13 protein-coding genes and 1 tRNA gene are annotated in these 15,817 nt (G+C 61.9%); 8 read left to right on the top strand and 6 right to left on the bottom strand.

Going from position 1 to position 15,817, the window contains the following annotated elements; translation table 11 throughout:
• Nucleotides 1-167: 167 nt before the first annotated feature.
• The 3 genes from glmM (at nucleotide 168) to OGI63_RS12180 (ending at nucleotide 3,746) form a co-directional block, all read left to right on the top strand.
• Nucleotides 168-1,532 carry a phosphoglucosamine mutase gene (gene glmM, locus OGI63_RS12190; RefSeq protein ID WP_004269221.1) on the top strand — a complete coding sequence of 455 codons (1,365 nt, stop codon included), beginning with the start codon at nucleotides 168-170 and terminating at the stop codon, nucleotides 1,530-1,532.
• A 37-nt stretch (nucleotides 1,533-1,569) separates the two neighbouring features.
• Nucleotides 1,570-2,223: a peptide deformylase gene (locus OGI63_RS12185; protein ID WP_004218243.1), complete on the top strand. Its 654-nt coding sequence runs from the start codon at nucleotides 1,570-1,572 to the stop codon at nucleotides 2,221-2,223.
• Between the two features lie 137 nt (nucleotides 2,224-2,360).
• A complete protein-coding gene (locus OGI63_RS12180) occupies nucleotides 2,361-3,746 on the top strand; it encodes a hypothetical protein (RefSeq protein WP_004218242.1) in 1,386 nt (461 codons plus the stop codon).
• A 33-nt stretch (nucleotides 3,747-3,779) separates the two neighbouring features.
• Here the strand turns inward: OGI63_RS12180 and OGI63_RS12175 are convergent, their stop codons facing one another.
• A complete protein-coding gene (locus OGI63_RS12175; RefSeq protein WP_004218241.1) occupies nucleotides 3,780-5,348 on the bottom strand; it encodes a hypothetical protein in 1,569 nt (522 codons plus the stop codon).
• 116 nt (nucleotides 5,349-5,464) lie between these two features.
• On the opposite strand from OGI63_RS12175, the gene OGI63_RS12170 reads away from it, so the two are divergent.
• Nucleotides 5,465-5,998: a very short patch repair endonuclease gene (locus OGI63_RS12170; protein WP_004218240.1), complete on the top strand. Its 534-nt coding sequence runs from the start codon at nucleotides 5,465-5,467 to the stop codon at nucleotides 5,996-5,998.
• Nucleotides 5,999-6,023: 25 nt separating this feature from the next.
• Complete coding sequence (locus OGI63_RS12165; protein ID WP_004218238.1) at nucleotides 6,024-7,253, top strand: pyridoxal phosphate-dependent aminotransferase; 1,230 nt, start codon at nucleotides 6,024-6,026, stop codon at nucleotides 7,251-7,253.
• 15 nt (nucleotides 7,254-7,268) lie between these two features.
• Here the strand turns inward: OGI63_RS12165 and OGI63_RS12160 are convergent, their stop codons facing one another.
• Together OGI63_RS12160 and OGI63_RS12155 are read right to left on the bottom strand one after the other, a co-directional pair.
• Nucleotides 7,269-7,997: a DUF4391 domain-containing protein gene (locus tag OGI63_RS12160; protein WP_004218236.1), complete on the bottom strand. Its 729-nt coding sequence runs from the start codon at nucleotides 7,995-7,997 to the stop codon at nucleotides 7,269-7,271.
• A 104-nt stretch (nucleotides 7,998-8,101) separates the two neighbouring features.
• Nucleotides 8,102-8,174 (bottom strand) — tRNA-Arg (locus tag OGI63_RS12155).
• A gap of 175 nt (nucleotides 8,175-8,349) precedes the next feature.
• Here OGI63_RS12155 and OGI63_RS12150 point away from each other — a divergent pair.
• Nucleotides 8,350-9,375: an endonuclease/exonuclease/phosphatase family protein gene (locus tag OGI63_RS12150; RefSeq protein WP_004218235.1), complete on the top strand. Its 1,026-nt coding sequence runs from the start codon at nucleotides 8,350-8,352 to the stop codon at nucleotides 9,373-9,375.
• Here OGI63_RS12150 and OGI63_RS12145 read toward each other — a convergent pair whose 3' ends face one another.
• Together OGI63_RS12145 and xseA are read right to left on the bottom strand one after the other, a co-directional pair.
• Nucleotides 9,376-9,693: an exodeoxyribonuclease VII small subunit gene (locus OGI63_RS12145; protein WP_004218233.1), complete on the bottom strand. Its 318-nt coding sequence runs from the start codon at nucleotides 9,691-9,693 to the stop codon at nucleotides 9,376-9,378.
• Nucleotides 9,694-9,736: 43 nt separating this feature from the next.
• The gene (xseA, locus tag OGI63_RS12140) at nucleotides 9,737-11,035 is read right to left on the bottom strand and encodes an exodeoxyribonuclease VII large subunit (RefSeq protein ID WP_004218232.1); all 1,299 of its coding nucleotides are present in this window, start codon (nucleotides 11,033-11,035) and stop codon (nucleotides 9,737-9,739) included.
• A 356-nt stretch (nucleotides 11,036-11,391) separates the two neighbouring features.
• Here xseA and nrdD point away from each other — a divergent pair, with 356 nt between their 5' ends.
• Both nrdD and nrdG read left to right on the top strand, forming a co-directional pair.
• The gene (nrdD, locus tag OGI63_RS12135) at nucleotides 11,392-13,818 is read left to right on the top strand and encodes an anaerobic ribonucleoside-triphosphate reductase (protein WP_004218231.1); all 2,427 of its coding nucleotides are present in this window, start codon (nucleotides 11,392-11,394) and stop codon (nucleotides 13,816-13,818) included.
• Between the two features lie 359 nt (nucleotides 13,819-14,177).
• Nucleotides 14,178-14,909: an anaerobic ribonucleoside-triphosphate reductase activating protein gene (gene nrdG / locus OGI63_RS12130; protein WP_072633051.1), complete on the top strand. Its 732-nt coding sequence runs from the start codon at nucleotides 14,178-14,180 to the stop codon at nucleotides 14,907-14,909.
• Here nrdG and OGI63_RS12125 read toward each other — a convergent pair.
• On the bottom strand, nucleotides 14,906-15,769 hold the full coding sequence (locus tag OGI63_RS12125) for a hypothetical protein (RefSeq protein WP_014483187.1): 864 nt from the start codon (nucleotides 15,767-15,769) through the stop codon (nucleotides 14,906-14,908). The genes nrdG and OGI63_RS12125 overlap by 4 nt on opposite strands.
• Nucleotides 15,770-15,817: the final 48 nt, after the last annotated feature.

Below are 15,817 nucleotides of genomic sequence, written 5' to 3'. Positions count from 1 at the left end.
TCATATTCGCACGTATGTAACGCATCAGGGTGTGCCACAGACGGCAAACGCATACTTGCGCACACGGGTACAGCTCATCCATGACGAATGATGCGCGGTGAAAGGGGCACTGGTGACGTAGACTGGAACGGAATATAGGAATGCGCGAAATGGAATAGAGGATGTATATGCCGCGTATGTTTGGAACCGATGGTGTTCGAGGGCTTGCCAATCGGGATCTCACCGCCCAGTTGGCCTTGGATTTGGGGGACGCGGCGGTCCGTGTGCTCGGCGACGACGGTGGTCGCGAGACGAACCGGCACCGTGCGCTGATCGGCCGTGACACACGTGTTTCCGGCGACTTTCTTTCGCATGCTCTGGCTGCCGGCATGAGCGCCGGCGGATTCGACGTGATCGACGCCGGGATCATTCCCACGCCGGGTGTCGCCTTCCTCACCAGCGTGCTCAATGTGGAGATGGGTGCCGTGATTTCCGCCTCGCACAATCCGATGCCCGACAACGGCATCAAGTTCTTCGCGCGCGGTGGGTTCAAACTGCCCGACACGAAGGAAGACGAGATCGAGGCCGTGCTCGGCCAGGACTGGGAGCGTCCCACAGGCGCCGGTGTGGGGCGTGTGAGCCACGATACGACGACCGCGACGAACCTGTACATTGACCACCTTGTCTCGGCGATCGCCCCGGAAGGCAACGAGCAGCCGCTCAAGGGCCTCAAAGTGGTGGCCGACTGCGCTAACGGCGCCACCTCGGTGGTGGCCCCGGAGGCGTTGCGTCGCGCAGGCGCCGACGTCATTGTGATCAACGCCTCGCCGGACGGCTACAACATCAACAAGAACGCCGGCTCCACGCACCCGGAGTCGATGCAGGCGATGGTGAGGGCCTCGGGCGCCGACCTCGGCGTGGCCTTCGACGGTGACGCCGACCGCTGCCTGGCCGCCGATGCCGAAGGCAACATGGTCAACGGCGACCAGATCATGGGCATTCTCGCCCGTGCCAAGAAGCGCGAGGGCAAGCTCAACCACGACACGCTCGTCGTGACCGTCATGAGCAATCTGGGGCTCAAGCTCGCATTGAAAGAGATGGGCATCGACACCGTGCAGACGAACGTCGGCGATCGGTATGTGCTCGAGGAGATGCTGCGCGGCGACTACAGCCTGGGCGGCGAACAGTCCGGCCATGTGATCAACCGCGAGTTCGCGACCACGGGTGATGGCACGCTCACCGCGCTCACACTGTGCAACGAGGTGGTGAAGTCGGGCAAGTCCCTCAAGGAGCTCGCCGCCGACTTCCCGCAGCTGCCGCAGCAGCTCATCAACGTGCCGAATGTCGACAAGATGGCGGCCAAGACGAACAAGGCCGTGCTCGAAGCCGTCGCCCGCGAGGAGGAGCTGCTCGGCGATACGGGCCGTGTGCTGCTGCGGCCGTCCGGCACCGAACCGCTCGTGCGTGTGATGGCCGAGGCCGCCACGCAGGAACAGGCCGACGAGGTCACTGCGCGTCTGGCGCAGATCGTCGCCGACGAGCTCGCATTGTGAGCGCACGTCAATCAGCGAATTCCAGAAAGGTCTGAACATGTTCGGAAAGAAGAACCATGTCGACATCGAGCTCAATGCGGATGTCGAACGTCTGCTCAAGTCCGCGAAGGAAGGCGTGCTGCCCATAGTCGAAGCGGGCGAGCCCGTGCTGCGTGAGCAGTGCGTGCGCTACGACGGCCAGCTGAGCAAGCATACGCTGCACAAGCTCATCGAGACGATGCACAAGACCATGCTCGACGCGCCTGGAGTGGGTCTGGCCGGTCCGCAGATCGGCCTCAATCTTGCCATTGCAGTGGTGGAGGACCACGCGAACGGTGATGATGACGGCGATCCGCGCGAGATAGCGGAGTTCCCGTTCCACGCGATTATCAATCCCGTCTATCGCCCGGCAGGTGAGGAGACGCGCTCCTTCTACGAAGGGTGCCTGAGCTTCGACGGCTACCAGGCGGTGCGCAAACGCTACCTCGACATCATCGCGCATTGGCATGATGAGGACGGCAAGGAACATGAGGAACACCTGCATGGCTGGCCGGCGCGCATCTTCCAGCATGAGACCGACCATTTGAGCGGCGAGCTGTACATAGACCAGGCGGAGATCCGCTCGCTCACCACGGTCGAGAATCTCGAGGACTTCTGGGCGCAGGATCCGGTGCCCACGCAGGCGGCCAAGGAGCTTGGCTTCGAGCTGTGAGGAAGAGGTTATCCACGGGGCTGTCCACATGCGGTGGGCGGCCCCGTTTCGTCATCCACAGGTGCACGAATGCGCCGAGATATCCACAACGCCTCCCCGTGCTACACAATCGGGCATGATTGGCCTACGATGAACACATGACCTACGAACAGAATACGCAGTGGCTCGAGGCGAGCAAACACGACGTGACGCAATGGGCGGCCGTGATGGAGCGCGACGCCGACGAACGCATCATCGATTGGGATTGGGTGTGCTCGCTCGACTTCGTTGCGGGCGTGGGTGCCGGAGCCCGACTCGACCTGGTGCATGACGAGTACGACGCGCATGCCCTGCTCATGCAGGACTATGCGATTCGCGAGCGGCTCGAGGCGATTCTCGAGAACGTGACGAGCGTGTTCATGGGCGACTTCGACCGCAATCTCGATTCGTTCCGGCTCGCCCGCGCGCTTGCGTACGCCAATCGCAGGCTCAACGACGAGATCACGCTGATCATGGAGCAGGGCAAGGTGCGCAGATTGTGGAATGTGGAGCGCAGATTCGAGCGGGGCACCGCCTTCGTTGTGCTGCACGGCAATGAGGACGCCCATGCGAACGAGATCGTGGACCGTTCCGCCCAACTTGCGCAGGAGCGCGCGCAACGGCGCAACCATGCGATGAACCAGCGCAAGGCGGGGTCGCAGATGATGCAGCAGGCGAGTCTGTCGTCATTCACCGACGACAAGGTGCTGTCCGAGGAATCGGGGCAGACGAGCCGTCCGGCGGCTCCAAGACGTTCGGACAGCCAGTATGACTGGCGCATGGCATATCTGCCGGGACGCGATGTGGACGCGGTGCTCGGCATAGACATAGAGACCACGGGCACAAGCGCATGGCGCGACTACATCATCGACGTAGGCTTCGAGCGCATGAATCTGCAAACGCCGGCGCCGGAGGGGGCGAAAGCACGTGACGTCTACAGCGAGACCGACTATGCCGCGGATGGTGCATACGATCAGTCGCGCCTGTCGTTCGGCGTGCCGCTGCGCTGTGCCGAGGTGGCGAACCCGTTCATCGCGCAGCTGACGGGCATTGACGTGACGAAAATCGCGGGCGAGCCCATCTTCGACGAATGGCCGCGCATGCAGCAGGCGTTGCTGGAACGGCTCATGCAACAACCGTATGTGGCGCACAACGCCACCTTCGAACACCGGTTCTTCATGGCGAACGTGGAAGGCTACGCCGAGGCATACCGCAACGGCGAGATCACCATTCTCGACACGATGCCGATGAGCCGCCATTGGGATGCCGGCTCCGTTCCCTCGCCCGGCCACCCGCACGGCGACAACACCCTGGAAGCATATGCGAAACGTCAAGGAGCGCTTGACGGCAACAGCCATGAACGGCATTTGGGGCTGGAAGACGCCCATATCATGCTCGTGGCGATGCGCCACCACCTGGGCACGCTCAAGGTAGCTGGCGAAGGCCCATGGGGTCCGGCAGGCCGTGGAGGCGTGGGAGGCAAGCACACCGGACGGCGCCGCTGAGCCCAGACGCCCTGCGGCACCCATGCCGATGCGTCACCACAGCAGCAGCGCGAGATCCTCCTTGGCCTCGGGGAAATGCTCGACGTATTCGACGGCCTCCTCGACCATGTCTTCGGCGATGAGCATCTGCTCGTAGATCACGTTGCGCGCGTAGCGCCCTTCGCCGTTCGCATATTCCTCGACGATCTGGCGCACCTGCTCGTCCCAGTCGCCCTCCTCGCTGCATAGGGCGTTGAGATTCGCCAATGCGCGCGTATCGCTCGGGTCGTAGGCCTCGACGATGCGTTCGCGGTAGATGCGCTTGAGCTCGTCGCGGTTGTCGATGCCCTGCAGCGCGATCTCTCGGATCGAATCCCACTGGTATGGCACCAGCGTCTCCGGGAACAGCATGATCTGCTGGTTCGGCCGTTCGCGTTCGATGCGGATCGCCAGACTCAACAGTTCATGGAAGCGCTTCGTGCTGATGAGCCGAAGCGCCAGCATATCGGCCAGCGGTTCCATGTCGGTGTGGTCGCGCAGCAACTCGTCGGCCGCCGCATCGTCGCCGCTGATGCGCAGCAGGTCGTGGCGCAGGAACTGCACTGCCTGTTCGAACTGCTCACGTGCGTAGATATGCAGACGGCGGTTGAAGGCCTCTGGATCCAATGTCAGATTCAGCGCCATCTCATCGTCCGAATCGGCGTGCGGCACTACGATGCCGAGGTCGTCGTCGGCATCGAACTCGGCGGCCATCATCTGCTCGAACTGCTCGTTCACTTGGGCAATGTCGTCGGTGGGAGCGGCCTGTGCATGCGGGTCGCTTCTGTTGGGCGATGCCCCGTCGTCGGCGTTTCTGGCATGCGAGGAGCCGGACGGGGTGTCGAAATTATCCATCTCGTCGAGATTCGCGCGCATGTAGTCCACTGCGCGTTCCAGCGACTCGTAGGCGAGCACGCGTGTGTCGTCGTAGCTGGCGAAGGAGAGCGTGCACGAGAGCAGCTCGATCATCTTCGTGGCGTTCAAATGAAAGTATTTGCTGCAGGCGACGTCGGTGATGCGGCGCAGCGCGGTGGCCGCGACGTCCGGGCTCGCATTGCGGGCCACGGAATCCATGTACACCTGCACCTGCATGATCGTGTCTTCGAGGAAGTCCAGGCCCTCGTTGTCGCGGTCGGCGCAGTTGTTGAGGAACTCGGCGGTGATTTCGAGCGCGCGTGCCAGATTGTTCACAGCGTCGAGCCAATGGTTGCTCGCCACCGCGTTGCCCACCACGCAGCTCACCCCCTGCAGTGCCTGCGAATCAATGCGGAAGGTGGGCATATCGCGAAGCGGCATCTCGATGCCGTCACCCGTGCGTTGCGCACCCGGCACAATGGCGGCGAGCGAGTCGAAATACCATTGCATCGACAGCGTCATCACCGTCTCCGCTTCGTCCGTGGGCGCCACCGGCGTGCCCAGACGCTCGGCGTCGTCGTCACGCGACTCCTCGCAGATTGAGGAATCCCAAAGGAACGTGGGCGCATGCAGATCGTCGTTGTTCAGGCAGCTCGTGCCAATGAAATCCTCAATATCGTACAGTTCGTTGTAATACACCGGCTGGGTGTGTCGATTACGTAATCCCACGGTGCCTCCTTATGTTTCCCTCCACCATATTGTTGTTCCATACTGTCACGGTTGCATGAATCGTCCGCGAAACGGTATGCGAACGGCGAAGTCTGCTCACTATGTGAAGGAATCGTGTGCGTTCGGCGATCCGCGGGACCGGTGATAATGGTTGCGTGGGCACATCTGCAGATTCTGGCGATTCCAAATACGCGCGAGGCACGCGCAGCTACACGATGTCGCGCATTCGCGGCAAGGACACGTCAATAGAGCGGCTCGTGCGCAGCTATCTGTTCGCACGGGGATTCCGATTCCGCAAGAACGACAGGCGTTACCCGGGCCATCCCGACATCGTGCTGCCGAAATACCACACAATCGTCTTCGTGAACGGCTGCTTCTGGCATATGCATGAAGGTTGCCCGAAATTCAAGATGCCGGGGTCGAACGTGGGATTCTGGACGGCCAAGCTCACGCGCAACCGCGAGCGCGACGGAGCCCAGCACGAGCAGCTGCGGGCCATGGGCTGGCGGGTGATCGACGTATGGGAATGCGAGCTGGAACGGCAGTCGCGTGACGCGCGCCTGCAATCGCTGGCATCGCAGATTCTGGATGCGCCCGTAGAGGGAGCGGTTGAAAACGGCGGCGAAACGGCAGATACTGGGCAACAGTGAGCAGCTCAGGGCGAAGGAGTGTCATATGACAGGTGCAGACGAACAGACGAAGGATTCGCAACGGCAGAACATGCGGCCGCCGTTTGCGAAACGCGCGGCATTGGCCAGGCCGTTCATGGGCATGCGAATCAGCAATGAGGCGAAGCGTCTGCGCGCGCAAGGTGTCGATGTGATCAACCTCAGTCTGGGGCAACCCGATTACGGTGCGCCGGAACCAGTGCGTGAGGCGATGCGCGACCTGTATGACGGCCGTCCACTGCCGTACTCGGATTCCATGGGATTGTCGGAACTCCGTGAGGCGATCGCGCGGTTCTACCGGACGGCGCATGACGTCGAAGTCGATCCGAAACGCATCGTGATCACCGAAGGAGGTTCGGCGGCACTGCTGCTGGCGACCGCATTGAGCGTCGACGAGGGCGACGAGGTGATCATCGCAGACCCGTCGTACCCGTCGAACCGCGAGCTGGTGCGGTCCTTCGGCGGCAAGGTGGTCGACGTGCCCACGTCCGCGGCGACGCGCTTCCACCTCGATCAGCCGCTCGTCCGGCAATACTGGAGCGAGCGCACACGCGCGGTGATGATCACGTCGCCCTCCAACCCCACCGGTACCACGATCGCGCCCGACGTATTGCGTGACGTATGCGCGTACGCGGCACACCATGGTGCATGGCGCATTATGGACGAGACCTATTTGGACCTGACCGACGTGGAGGCAGACGGCAGCCGTGTGGAGTCGGCGCTCGCCGTCGACCCTGAAGCCATGGTGTGCGGCAGTTTCTCGAAATTCTTCGGCATGACCGGCTGGCGTTTGGGGTGGATGGTGGTTCCCGAGTTCGCTTTGGATGCGGTGGACAATCTGGCCACGAACTTCTTCCTCGGCGCCCATACGCCGTCGCAGTACGCCGCATTGGCCTGCTTCACACCGCAGTCGCTGCGCATATGCGAGGAGCGCCGGCAGGAACTGCTGGAACGCCGGGCATTCGTGGTGGACGCTCTCGCCCGCATCGGACTGCCGTTGGAAGTGGTGCCGAACGGAGCGTTCTACGCGTATTTCAACATCAGCTCCACCGGCCTCGATGCGCAGACCTTCTGCGAACGCGCGTTGCATGAGGCCCATGTGGCGTTGACGCCGGGCGGTGATTTCGGACCTGCCACCGGCAGCACGCATGTACGGCTCTCCTATGCCGCATCGATGAGCGATCTGGAGGTCGGATTCGAGCGTCTGGGCGATTTCGTGGCCTCGTTGCGCCGTTGAATGGGCACGACTCGGCTACAACTGTTCGAGGGACTCGAGCTGGGCGCGGGCCTTGCGCAGCTTGGCATGCGCCTCGTTGCGCCGCTCCTGCGTCTTCGCCCTGGCATGGTCGCCCTCCAGTTTGGCGATCTGCGTGCGCAATTGGGCGATTCTGCTCGCGCGTACGATACGCGCGTCGAGATCGGCGAAATCCGTGCTGCCGAAGATCACCTGCGAACACAGCGAATCCCACAGGTCGTCGGTGGTGGCAGCGGCATCCGCAATCTCCAGCAGGGCTTCTCCGGAGGGAATCCATGCGCTCGCGAATTCATGGAATGTGGGTGCATGCCCACTGCGTTCGCTCAATGGGCGACGCACGACGAAACATGCTTCCTCGCGCATGGCGCCTTCGAATTCCACGTTGCGCACGCAGACGAACACGATGCCCGATTTGCGCTGTGCCTGAATGAGCTCGACGATGTCATGCGGCGCCTCCTCGATGCCGTCGGCGAGCCGCAGGCCGATTACCAGTACTTCGGGAATCCGGCGCCCCTGTTCCACGCCTGTGTTTGCGGCGCGCAGAATGGCGAGCATCGTGATGCCGTCGATGGCGTGGATGAGATGCTGCTTCGTTTTCGCCGAGACGGCCACTTTCGCCACGAACATGCCTTTCGGCAGCGTTCCCCTGGACTCGGGAACCGCGCAGGAACGGGGGAGTGCGAGCGTCAGTGCGCTCAGCGTGCCGCAATGTGCCTCAATCGCCATGCCAGCCTCTTTCGTCGGCGTGTTTTCTAGCGACTCTACTGCATGGCGGGCGCGCGGCACGCGTGTATCTCGAATTTACGGCATGCGACGTCGGAAAAACAAAGTGCCCCAGACGCGATTCGAACGCGCGACACCCGCTTTAGGAGAGCGGTGCTCTATCCACTGAGCTACCAGGGCAACGAATGACCATTATACAACACGACGCACGGTATTCAACACGGCGAACCGATTTCAAGCGAAATCATCTCATCGGATATGCCGCTCGTGACACGCATCGGCTAGGCTTGGCACGCAGAAGCGGAAAATGGCCGGGAGGGCGGTCGAGCCGGCGACAAGGGAATGGAGCATATATATGGCGATGATGCGCAAACACAGGGTGTTGGGGGCTATTGCCGGCTTATTGGCGTTGGCGTCGCTCTGCAGCTGTGCGTTGCGGTTGCTGCCGGTTGATTTGCAGACGTTGCCATACGTGTCTGTCGTGCTCGCCGCCACGCCATGGTTCGCCATTGTGTCGGTGGTGTCATTGGTGTTGGCGTTGATCTCCACGCGCTGGGTCACCGCGATTGTGGCCGGCGTATGCCTGGCGATCCAGGTGTGCTGGCAGCTGCCGTTCTACCATAACGGCACCCCGCTTTCGGGAAGCGCGCTGTCTTCACAGTCGCTGCCGCGTGCCGACACTGCCGACGCCGTGGCGCGCCTGATGACCTGCAATGTGTACAAGGGGCATGCCGATGCCGCCGCAATCGTGAACGCCGTGCGCGACAACCATGTGGAGGTGTTGGCGTTGCAGGAGACCACGCCGGACTTCCTCAAGCGCCTTGAGGAGGCCGGCATCTCGCAGCTGCTGCCGTATTCGCAGACCTCGAGCGCCGATGGCTATTTCGGCAACGCGCTGTTCTCCGCGCTGCCGTTCGAGAATCCGAGCCAGACCGACGTCGATTCCATCGCCTCCTATATGCCCGGCGGCACAGTGGGCTTCGACAACGGGGCGATTCCGGTGCGGTTCGTCTCCGTGCACACGCAGTCGCCCACGGAGGGCAGATTCGAGAAATGGAGCAGGTCGATCGCCGAGCTCAAGCAGCTCAACGAACACCCTGACACCGACTATATTCTGATGGGAGATTTCAACTCCACTTGGGACCACGCCGTGTTCCGCGACATGCTCGGCACCCGTTTCCAGGATGCCGCCGAGGTGAGTGGCCACGGACTGGTGTTCACCTGGCCGGCAGACAGGAAGTACCTGCCCGCGTTCGCCGGAATCGACCACATCGTGACGAGCAAGGACGTGACCATCGGGCAGGTCAACTCGCTGACGATCCCCGGTTCGGACCACCGCGCGCTGCTCGCCACGGTGGACGTCTCCGGCCTGCGTCACTGATCAGGATTCCAGATTCGACTGGGTCCCCGCCGTGTTCGCCGTCTGCGCCTGCGCCTGTTGGGCGGCGTCGAGCTTGGCGCGAATGGTGCTCAGCAACGACTGTGCGCGCTGTGCGAGTGCTTCACCGAGCTCCCATTGCTTCATGGAGTCCTCAAGGCTCAGGCCTCCGTTCTCAAGTGCACGCACCGCTTGGATGAGCTCATCGCGTGCCTGCTCGTACGGCAGCTGTGCGATGCGCTCACGCTCCTCCTGACTCAGGCTCGATGCGGTCTGCGGTTCGGTTTCGCTCACTTCGGTGATCTCCATGTCTTCCGCCATGTCATTCCTCCCGTTCGGTATTCGTTTCCTTGGTGTTCGTCTTTCACTCATCGTAGACGGCCTGTGCTTGCGAGACGACCTTGCCGCGACGCAGGGTGAGTGTGAGCTCGTCGCCCACCTGCACCTGCGAGGCGTCGTCGATGATCGCGCCATCGGCGTTCTGCAGCACCGCATAGCCGCGGTCGAGCGTGGATTGCGGGCTCAGCGCGCGCAGGGTCGCGGCGAGTCTCTCCACCTGCATCTGCTCCTCGTCCACAATACGGCGCAAACCGTTGCGCATGGCGCTCACCGCGTCCGCTATGTCGCGTTCGTGGGGAATGAGCATGGTGAGCGGCTGGGTCAGCGACGGCCGGTTCGCATAGCCTTCGACGAGGCGCTCCTCGTTGCCCGCGCGATTCGCGATGAACGTGCGCATGCGATTGATGCCCTCGGTGATGAGCTGCTGCTGCTCGCGCACGTCCGGCACGACGCGCTTGGCGGCATCGGTCGGTGTGGAGGCGCGTACATCGGCCGCCAGATCGATGAGCGTCCAGTCGTCCTCATGGCCGATCGCCGAGATGATCGGCGTCGCGCAGGCCGCCGTGGCGCGCACCACGCGTTCGTCGGAGAACCCCATGAGGTCCTCGAAGCTGCCGCCGCCGCGCGCGACGATGATCACGTCCACATTCGGGTCGGCGTCGAGTTGCTGGATCGCCGAGACGATGTCCGGCGGGCATTGCTCGCCCTGCACATGAGCGTGCACAATCGTGAACCGCACGCCGGGCCAGCGCAGGTTCACGTTCATCACCACGTCGCCTTCCGCGCGTGCCTGCGGGGCGCAGATCAGCCCGATGTTCTTCGGAAACTCCGGCAATGCCACCTTGCGGCTCTCATCAAATAGGCCCTCGCCCTTGAGTCGCATGCGCAGTTGGTTGATCTGCTCCTGCAGATTGCCGGCACCCACGCGCTTGATCATGTCGGCGCGCAGGCTCAACCGTGTGCTCTTCACGTACAGATCGGCCTTGCCGTGCACCACTACGCGATCGCCCTGCTTGTAGTCGCGCGCCATCTGGGCGAAGGCACCGAAGCCGAGCACGCTCATCGAGACGTCCTGGTCGTTGTCGCGCAACGTGAGATAGGCCGATCCTGAGCGTCGTGTGTTGATTTCGATGATCTGGCCCTCCATCCACACGGCGGGCCATCGTTCAACCGCGCTGTGGAACTTCTGGCTCACCATGCTCACCGGCCATGGATTCTCCGCGGTCGTCTGCGCCGCCATGCGCGGCAGCTCATTCGGCCCGGCCGCTGGCGCGGGTGCATAGCCCTGTCGATACCCGGTTTGGTATCCGTTGTTGAAAACCATGAGTCTAGATTCCTCCCGTTCGCGAATTTAGTAAAGCCCGCTCCCGCAGCGTGTCGCGAATCGCAATCTCAGGACGACTGAAACACGCCGAAACACGCCGCAGTTTCGAACGGTTCACGCCATCCAGGCATCTCACGCGAGTGGCGTAATCCGAAAAAACGTGAGTTTTCTCACACATCGATTTTTGGTCGGATTTCCAAGGAAAGCACAACATGTTGGTCTTTTGCGCGGCGTTTCGTACTACATCTAGTGTCGGCTATTTGTGTAAGCTCGTAGAGGCGAATGAGATGGCAGTCACGTCTGCGTGATTGCAACCTGAATCACAATACATGAGCGAAAGCGTTCTGGAGGTATCGATGGAGACTCAGATTCTGGGTGACACACTGAGCCGGACCGTTGTTGGTGATGGCGACGATGTGTTCGAGGGCATGTTCACTGACAGGGTGCTGGTTGAGAAGCGCGATGGCCGCGTGGTCGACTTCGATCCGGTCAATATCGTGGTTGCCGTGAAGTCTGCGTTCGCCGATCTCGACAAGGAGGTCGGTCCGCAGGAGGAGCGCATGATCCTCGACATCGCGAACCAGATCGAAGGCGAGATCCGCGAACGCTACAACGGCCCTGCGAAGATCGAAGACATCCAGAACCTGGTGGAGCACGCGCTCATCGAGGACCATCTGTACGAGGTGGCGCGCACCTACACGAACTACCGCCTGAACAAAGACATCCAACGTGCCAAGGCCACCGATATCAACGAAGCGGTGAGCCGTTTGGTCAACCGCGACGAATCGCTGGTGCGCGAGAACGCAAACAAGGACTCCAACGTCTATGCCACGCAGCGCGATCTGCTCGCCGGCGCCGTCTCGAAAGCCTCGGCCTTCTCGATGCTGCCTGACGCCGTCGCCAACGCGCATATGAAGGGCGATATTCACTTCCATGATGCGGATTACTCGCCGTTCACATCGATGAACAACTGTTCGCTGCCCGATTTCGGCGATATGCTCAAGCACGGCTTCGCCCTCGGCAACGCGATGATGGACTCGCCGAAGTCGATCGGCACCGCCTCGACGCAGATCACGCAGATCATCAAAGACATCGCCGGTGCCCAGTACGGCGGCCAGACCGTCAACCGCGCCGACGAGATGCTCGAGGAGTACGCCAAGCGCGACTATGTGAAGAACCTCGACATGGCGCACGCGATGATCCCGGATTCCACGCCGATCGAGGTCGCCCGCGACATGGTGGCCGGACTCAAGGCGCAGGAGCCGCGCTGGCTGCATTTCGAGAACCGCGAGCCGCTGCCGGCCGACGAGGCCTTCGACACGAACGCCCCGGAACTCGAGCAGATTCGTGAGATCTATGCGAAGATCATGACGCGCAAGGCGATCTATGACGCCATGCAGACCATGGAATACCAGATCAACTCGAACCGTGTCTCGAACGGCCAGACCCCGTTCGTCACCGTCGGTTTCGGTCTCGGCATGAGCTGGTTCGCCCGTGAGATCCAGCGCGCCATTCTGCTCAACCGCATCCGTGGACTGGGCAAGGAGCGCCACACCGCGATCTTCCCGAAGCTCGTGTTCACCGTCAAGCACGGTGTGAACGCCGACGAGGGTGACCCGAACTACGACCTGAAGCAGCTGGCCCTCGAATGCGCCACGAAGCGCATGTACCCCGACGTCGTGTTCTACGACAACATCGTGAAGATCACCGGATCGTTCAAGGCGCCGATGGGCTGCCGTTCGTTCCTGCAGGGTTGGATCGACCCGAAGACCGGCAAGGACGTTGAGGACGGCCGCATGAACCTCGGCGTCGTGACCGTGAACGTGCCGCGCATCGCACTCGAATCCCATGGCGACGTCGAGCGTTTCTGGAAGATCTTCGACGAGCGCATGGAGGTGGCGCACCAGGCCCTGCAGTTCCGCATCATGCGTTGCAAGCAGGCCACGCCGGTGAACGCCCCGACGCTGTTCCGCTACGGTGCTTTCGGCCGCCTGGAGACCAACGAGAACGTCGACCAGCTGTTCCGCAACGAGCGTGCCACCGTCTCACTCGGCTACATCGGCCTGTATGAGGCCACGGCCGTGTTCTTTGGCAAGGATTGGATGCGTGACCACGCATGGGATCCGGAGGGCAAGGACTTCGCCCTCTCCATCGTGCGCCGCATGAACGAGCTGTGCAAGCAGTGGAGCAAGGCCGAAGGCTACCATTATTCGGTGTATTCGACGCCGGCCGAGTCACTCACCGACCGCTTCAACCGCATGGATCGCAAGAAGTTCGGCAAGGTCGAGGGCGTCACCGACCACGACTTCTACACGAACTCGTTCCATTACCCGGTATGGCTGCAGCCGACGCCAATGGAGAAGCTCGACTACGAGAAGGACTTCCCGTACTACGCCTCCGGCGGCTTCATCAACTACTGCGAGTTCCCGTGCCTGCAGGCCAACCCGAAGGCGCTCGAGGCCGTGTGGGATTACGCCTACAACATCGGCATCGGTTACCTCGGCACGAACACGCCGATCGACCATTGCTTCGTCTGCGGTTTCGAAGGTGACTTCGCGCCGACGGAGGAGGGCTTCAAGTGCCCCGAATGCGGCAATTCCGACCCCGACAAGTGCAATGTGACCAAGCGCACTTGCGGATACCTGGGCAACCCTGTGCAGCGCCCGATGGTGCATGGCCGTCACGAGGAGATCGCCCACCGCGTCAAGCACATGGCCGGCGAGACCGGGCATGTCACGCTCGCCGACGGCGAGACGCGCGAATGGTTCGAGGAGACCAAGTAAGCATCACCGATCATGAGAAGGCGGGCCTGCGGGTCCGCCTTCTCGTTGTGTCCTACGTTTGTATGGTCCTTTGTTTGCGTAATTTGGGACAGCCGAAGGCGCCTATCTGTCCCTTCTTACGCAGGCGTTTTCATTTGCGTAATTTGGGACATCCAAGTGCCCAAATCTGTCCCTTTTTACGTAAGGGGAGGTGTTACGCAGGGGAGATGCAGGGTACGCAAGCGAACGAACGCGAGTCGATGGGGCACATATCGCATCAACGGCACATATACGGGACGCATCTACCACGTGTACCGAGGCGTATCCACCACATATGCTTGGATGGCAGGGAAGGAGCTGGCATGGCAGAGGCTGCAAATATGAATGATTCCGCGAACGGCACGTGGCGAAGCACGGGGAAGCCGAGACTGCACGACTTTGCGGCCGGTGAGACGGGGCGCGGGCCGGCGATCCCGACGCCGATGTCGAACAATCCGAAGCCTGGTCAGTGGACGAATCGCATGAGTCACAACATGATCGCCGACTACAAGCGCTTCCTCATGACCGACGGCGAAGGCATCCGCTGCTCGCTGTACGTCTCCGGCTGCCCGTTCCACTGCGTGGAGTGCTACAACTCGTCAATCTGGGATTTCCAGGCCGGTCACGAATACAACGACAAGCTCGAGGCGCAGATCATGGACGACCTGGCGCAGAGCTTCGTGCAGGGCATCACGTTCCTCGGCGGCGAACCACTGCTCAACACCGGCGTGCTGCTGCCGCTCGCGCGCAAGATCCGCGAGCGTTTCGGCCATACGAAAGACATCTGGTGCTGGACCGGCTACACATGGGAGGAGCTCATGCGCGACGGCGAGACGCAAGACAAGCTCGACCTGCTTCATGAAATCGACATTCTCGTTGACGGCCGCTATATCAAGACGTTGCACGATTCACTGCTGCAGTTCCGCGGTTCGCGCAACCAGCGCATTCTCGACGTGCAGGAGTCGTTCAGGCAGGGCAAGCCGGTGGTGTGGGCGAAACTGCACGACCAGGAGCGTTTCATTCCCGAAATCTACGGCAAGGAGCGTGCCGCCGGCGAAGGCGACGCCAGCTAGTCCGCTTTCTGCGCCTGCCGGTCAATCCACGCGTTCACCGCGTTCGTCGCCTCGTCGAGCGTGGCCTGCGCCGCCTTGTAATAGCGAGAATCCTTGATGCCCGACTCGTCGAATTTCTCCTGGGCGAGGTCGAGCGCCGCTTCGAATCCTGCGGTGAGCTGCCTACCGACCGCGGAATCCGCATACCGCTGCTTGAGCGTGTCGAGCAGCGCGCGCCCCTGGTCTATGGCCTCCTGCAGATTCCTCTTGGCCTGCGCGACGTCCTCGGTATCGGAAGACGCCGCAGATTCCGACTCGTCGCCAGTGTTATCTGTGTCTGCAGAGGCACCGCGCACGATCTGCGCGGTCGATTTGCGCAATGATTCGGTTGCACTGTTCAGCGTGTTCGCCACGAGATTGAGCTGTATGATCGTCGCGTTCGCCGCACACCCCTGCTGTGCCACGGTGCCCTCCGCCGCGCTCGCCGCATCGGCTGCCGCGTCGAGAATCTTGTCGACGCCGAGCGCATTACGCACCAGCTTCTGCAACGCCGGCGAATCGCTCGTCGTGTCAAGCAGCGCCTTGCGTGCCTCGCTGAACTCGCTGACCGCCGTCTGGCAGCGCGCATACGCCTCGTCATGCTTGTTCTTGTAGATGATGCCGCCGACCACGCCGCCCACGATCGCCACCACGGTGATGATTGCCACGACTACAGGCCACCTCCTCCTACGCTTGCCTCCATCCCCGCTCTCTGGTTGATAATTCGCCTGCTGATAGGAGGGCGCCTGATAACTCGGCGGCGCATACCCCTGCTGCATTGGAATCTGCGTGGTGGGCATGTCAATCCGCTGCGTCGGTCGCTCGACGTTGGAATCGCTCATCGTGCACCTCGTTTCAGTCGAAGAATCTGCAATCATCTTACCTATAAT

The sequence above is a fragment of the Bifidobacterium sp. KRGSERBCFTRI genome, assembly GCF_025908335.1.
The sequence above is the reverse complement of the archived record's forward strand: the minus strand, read 5'-3'. Positions and strand labels throughout refer to the sequence as shown.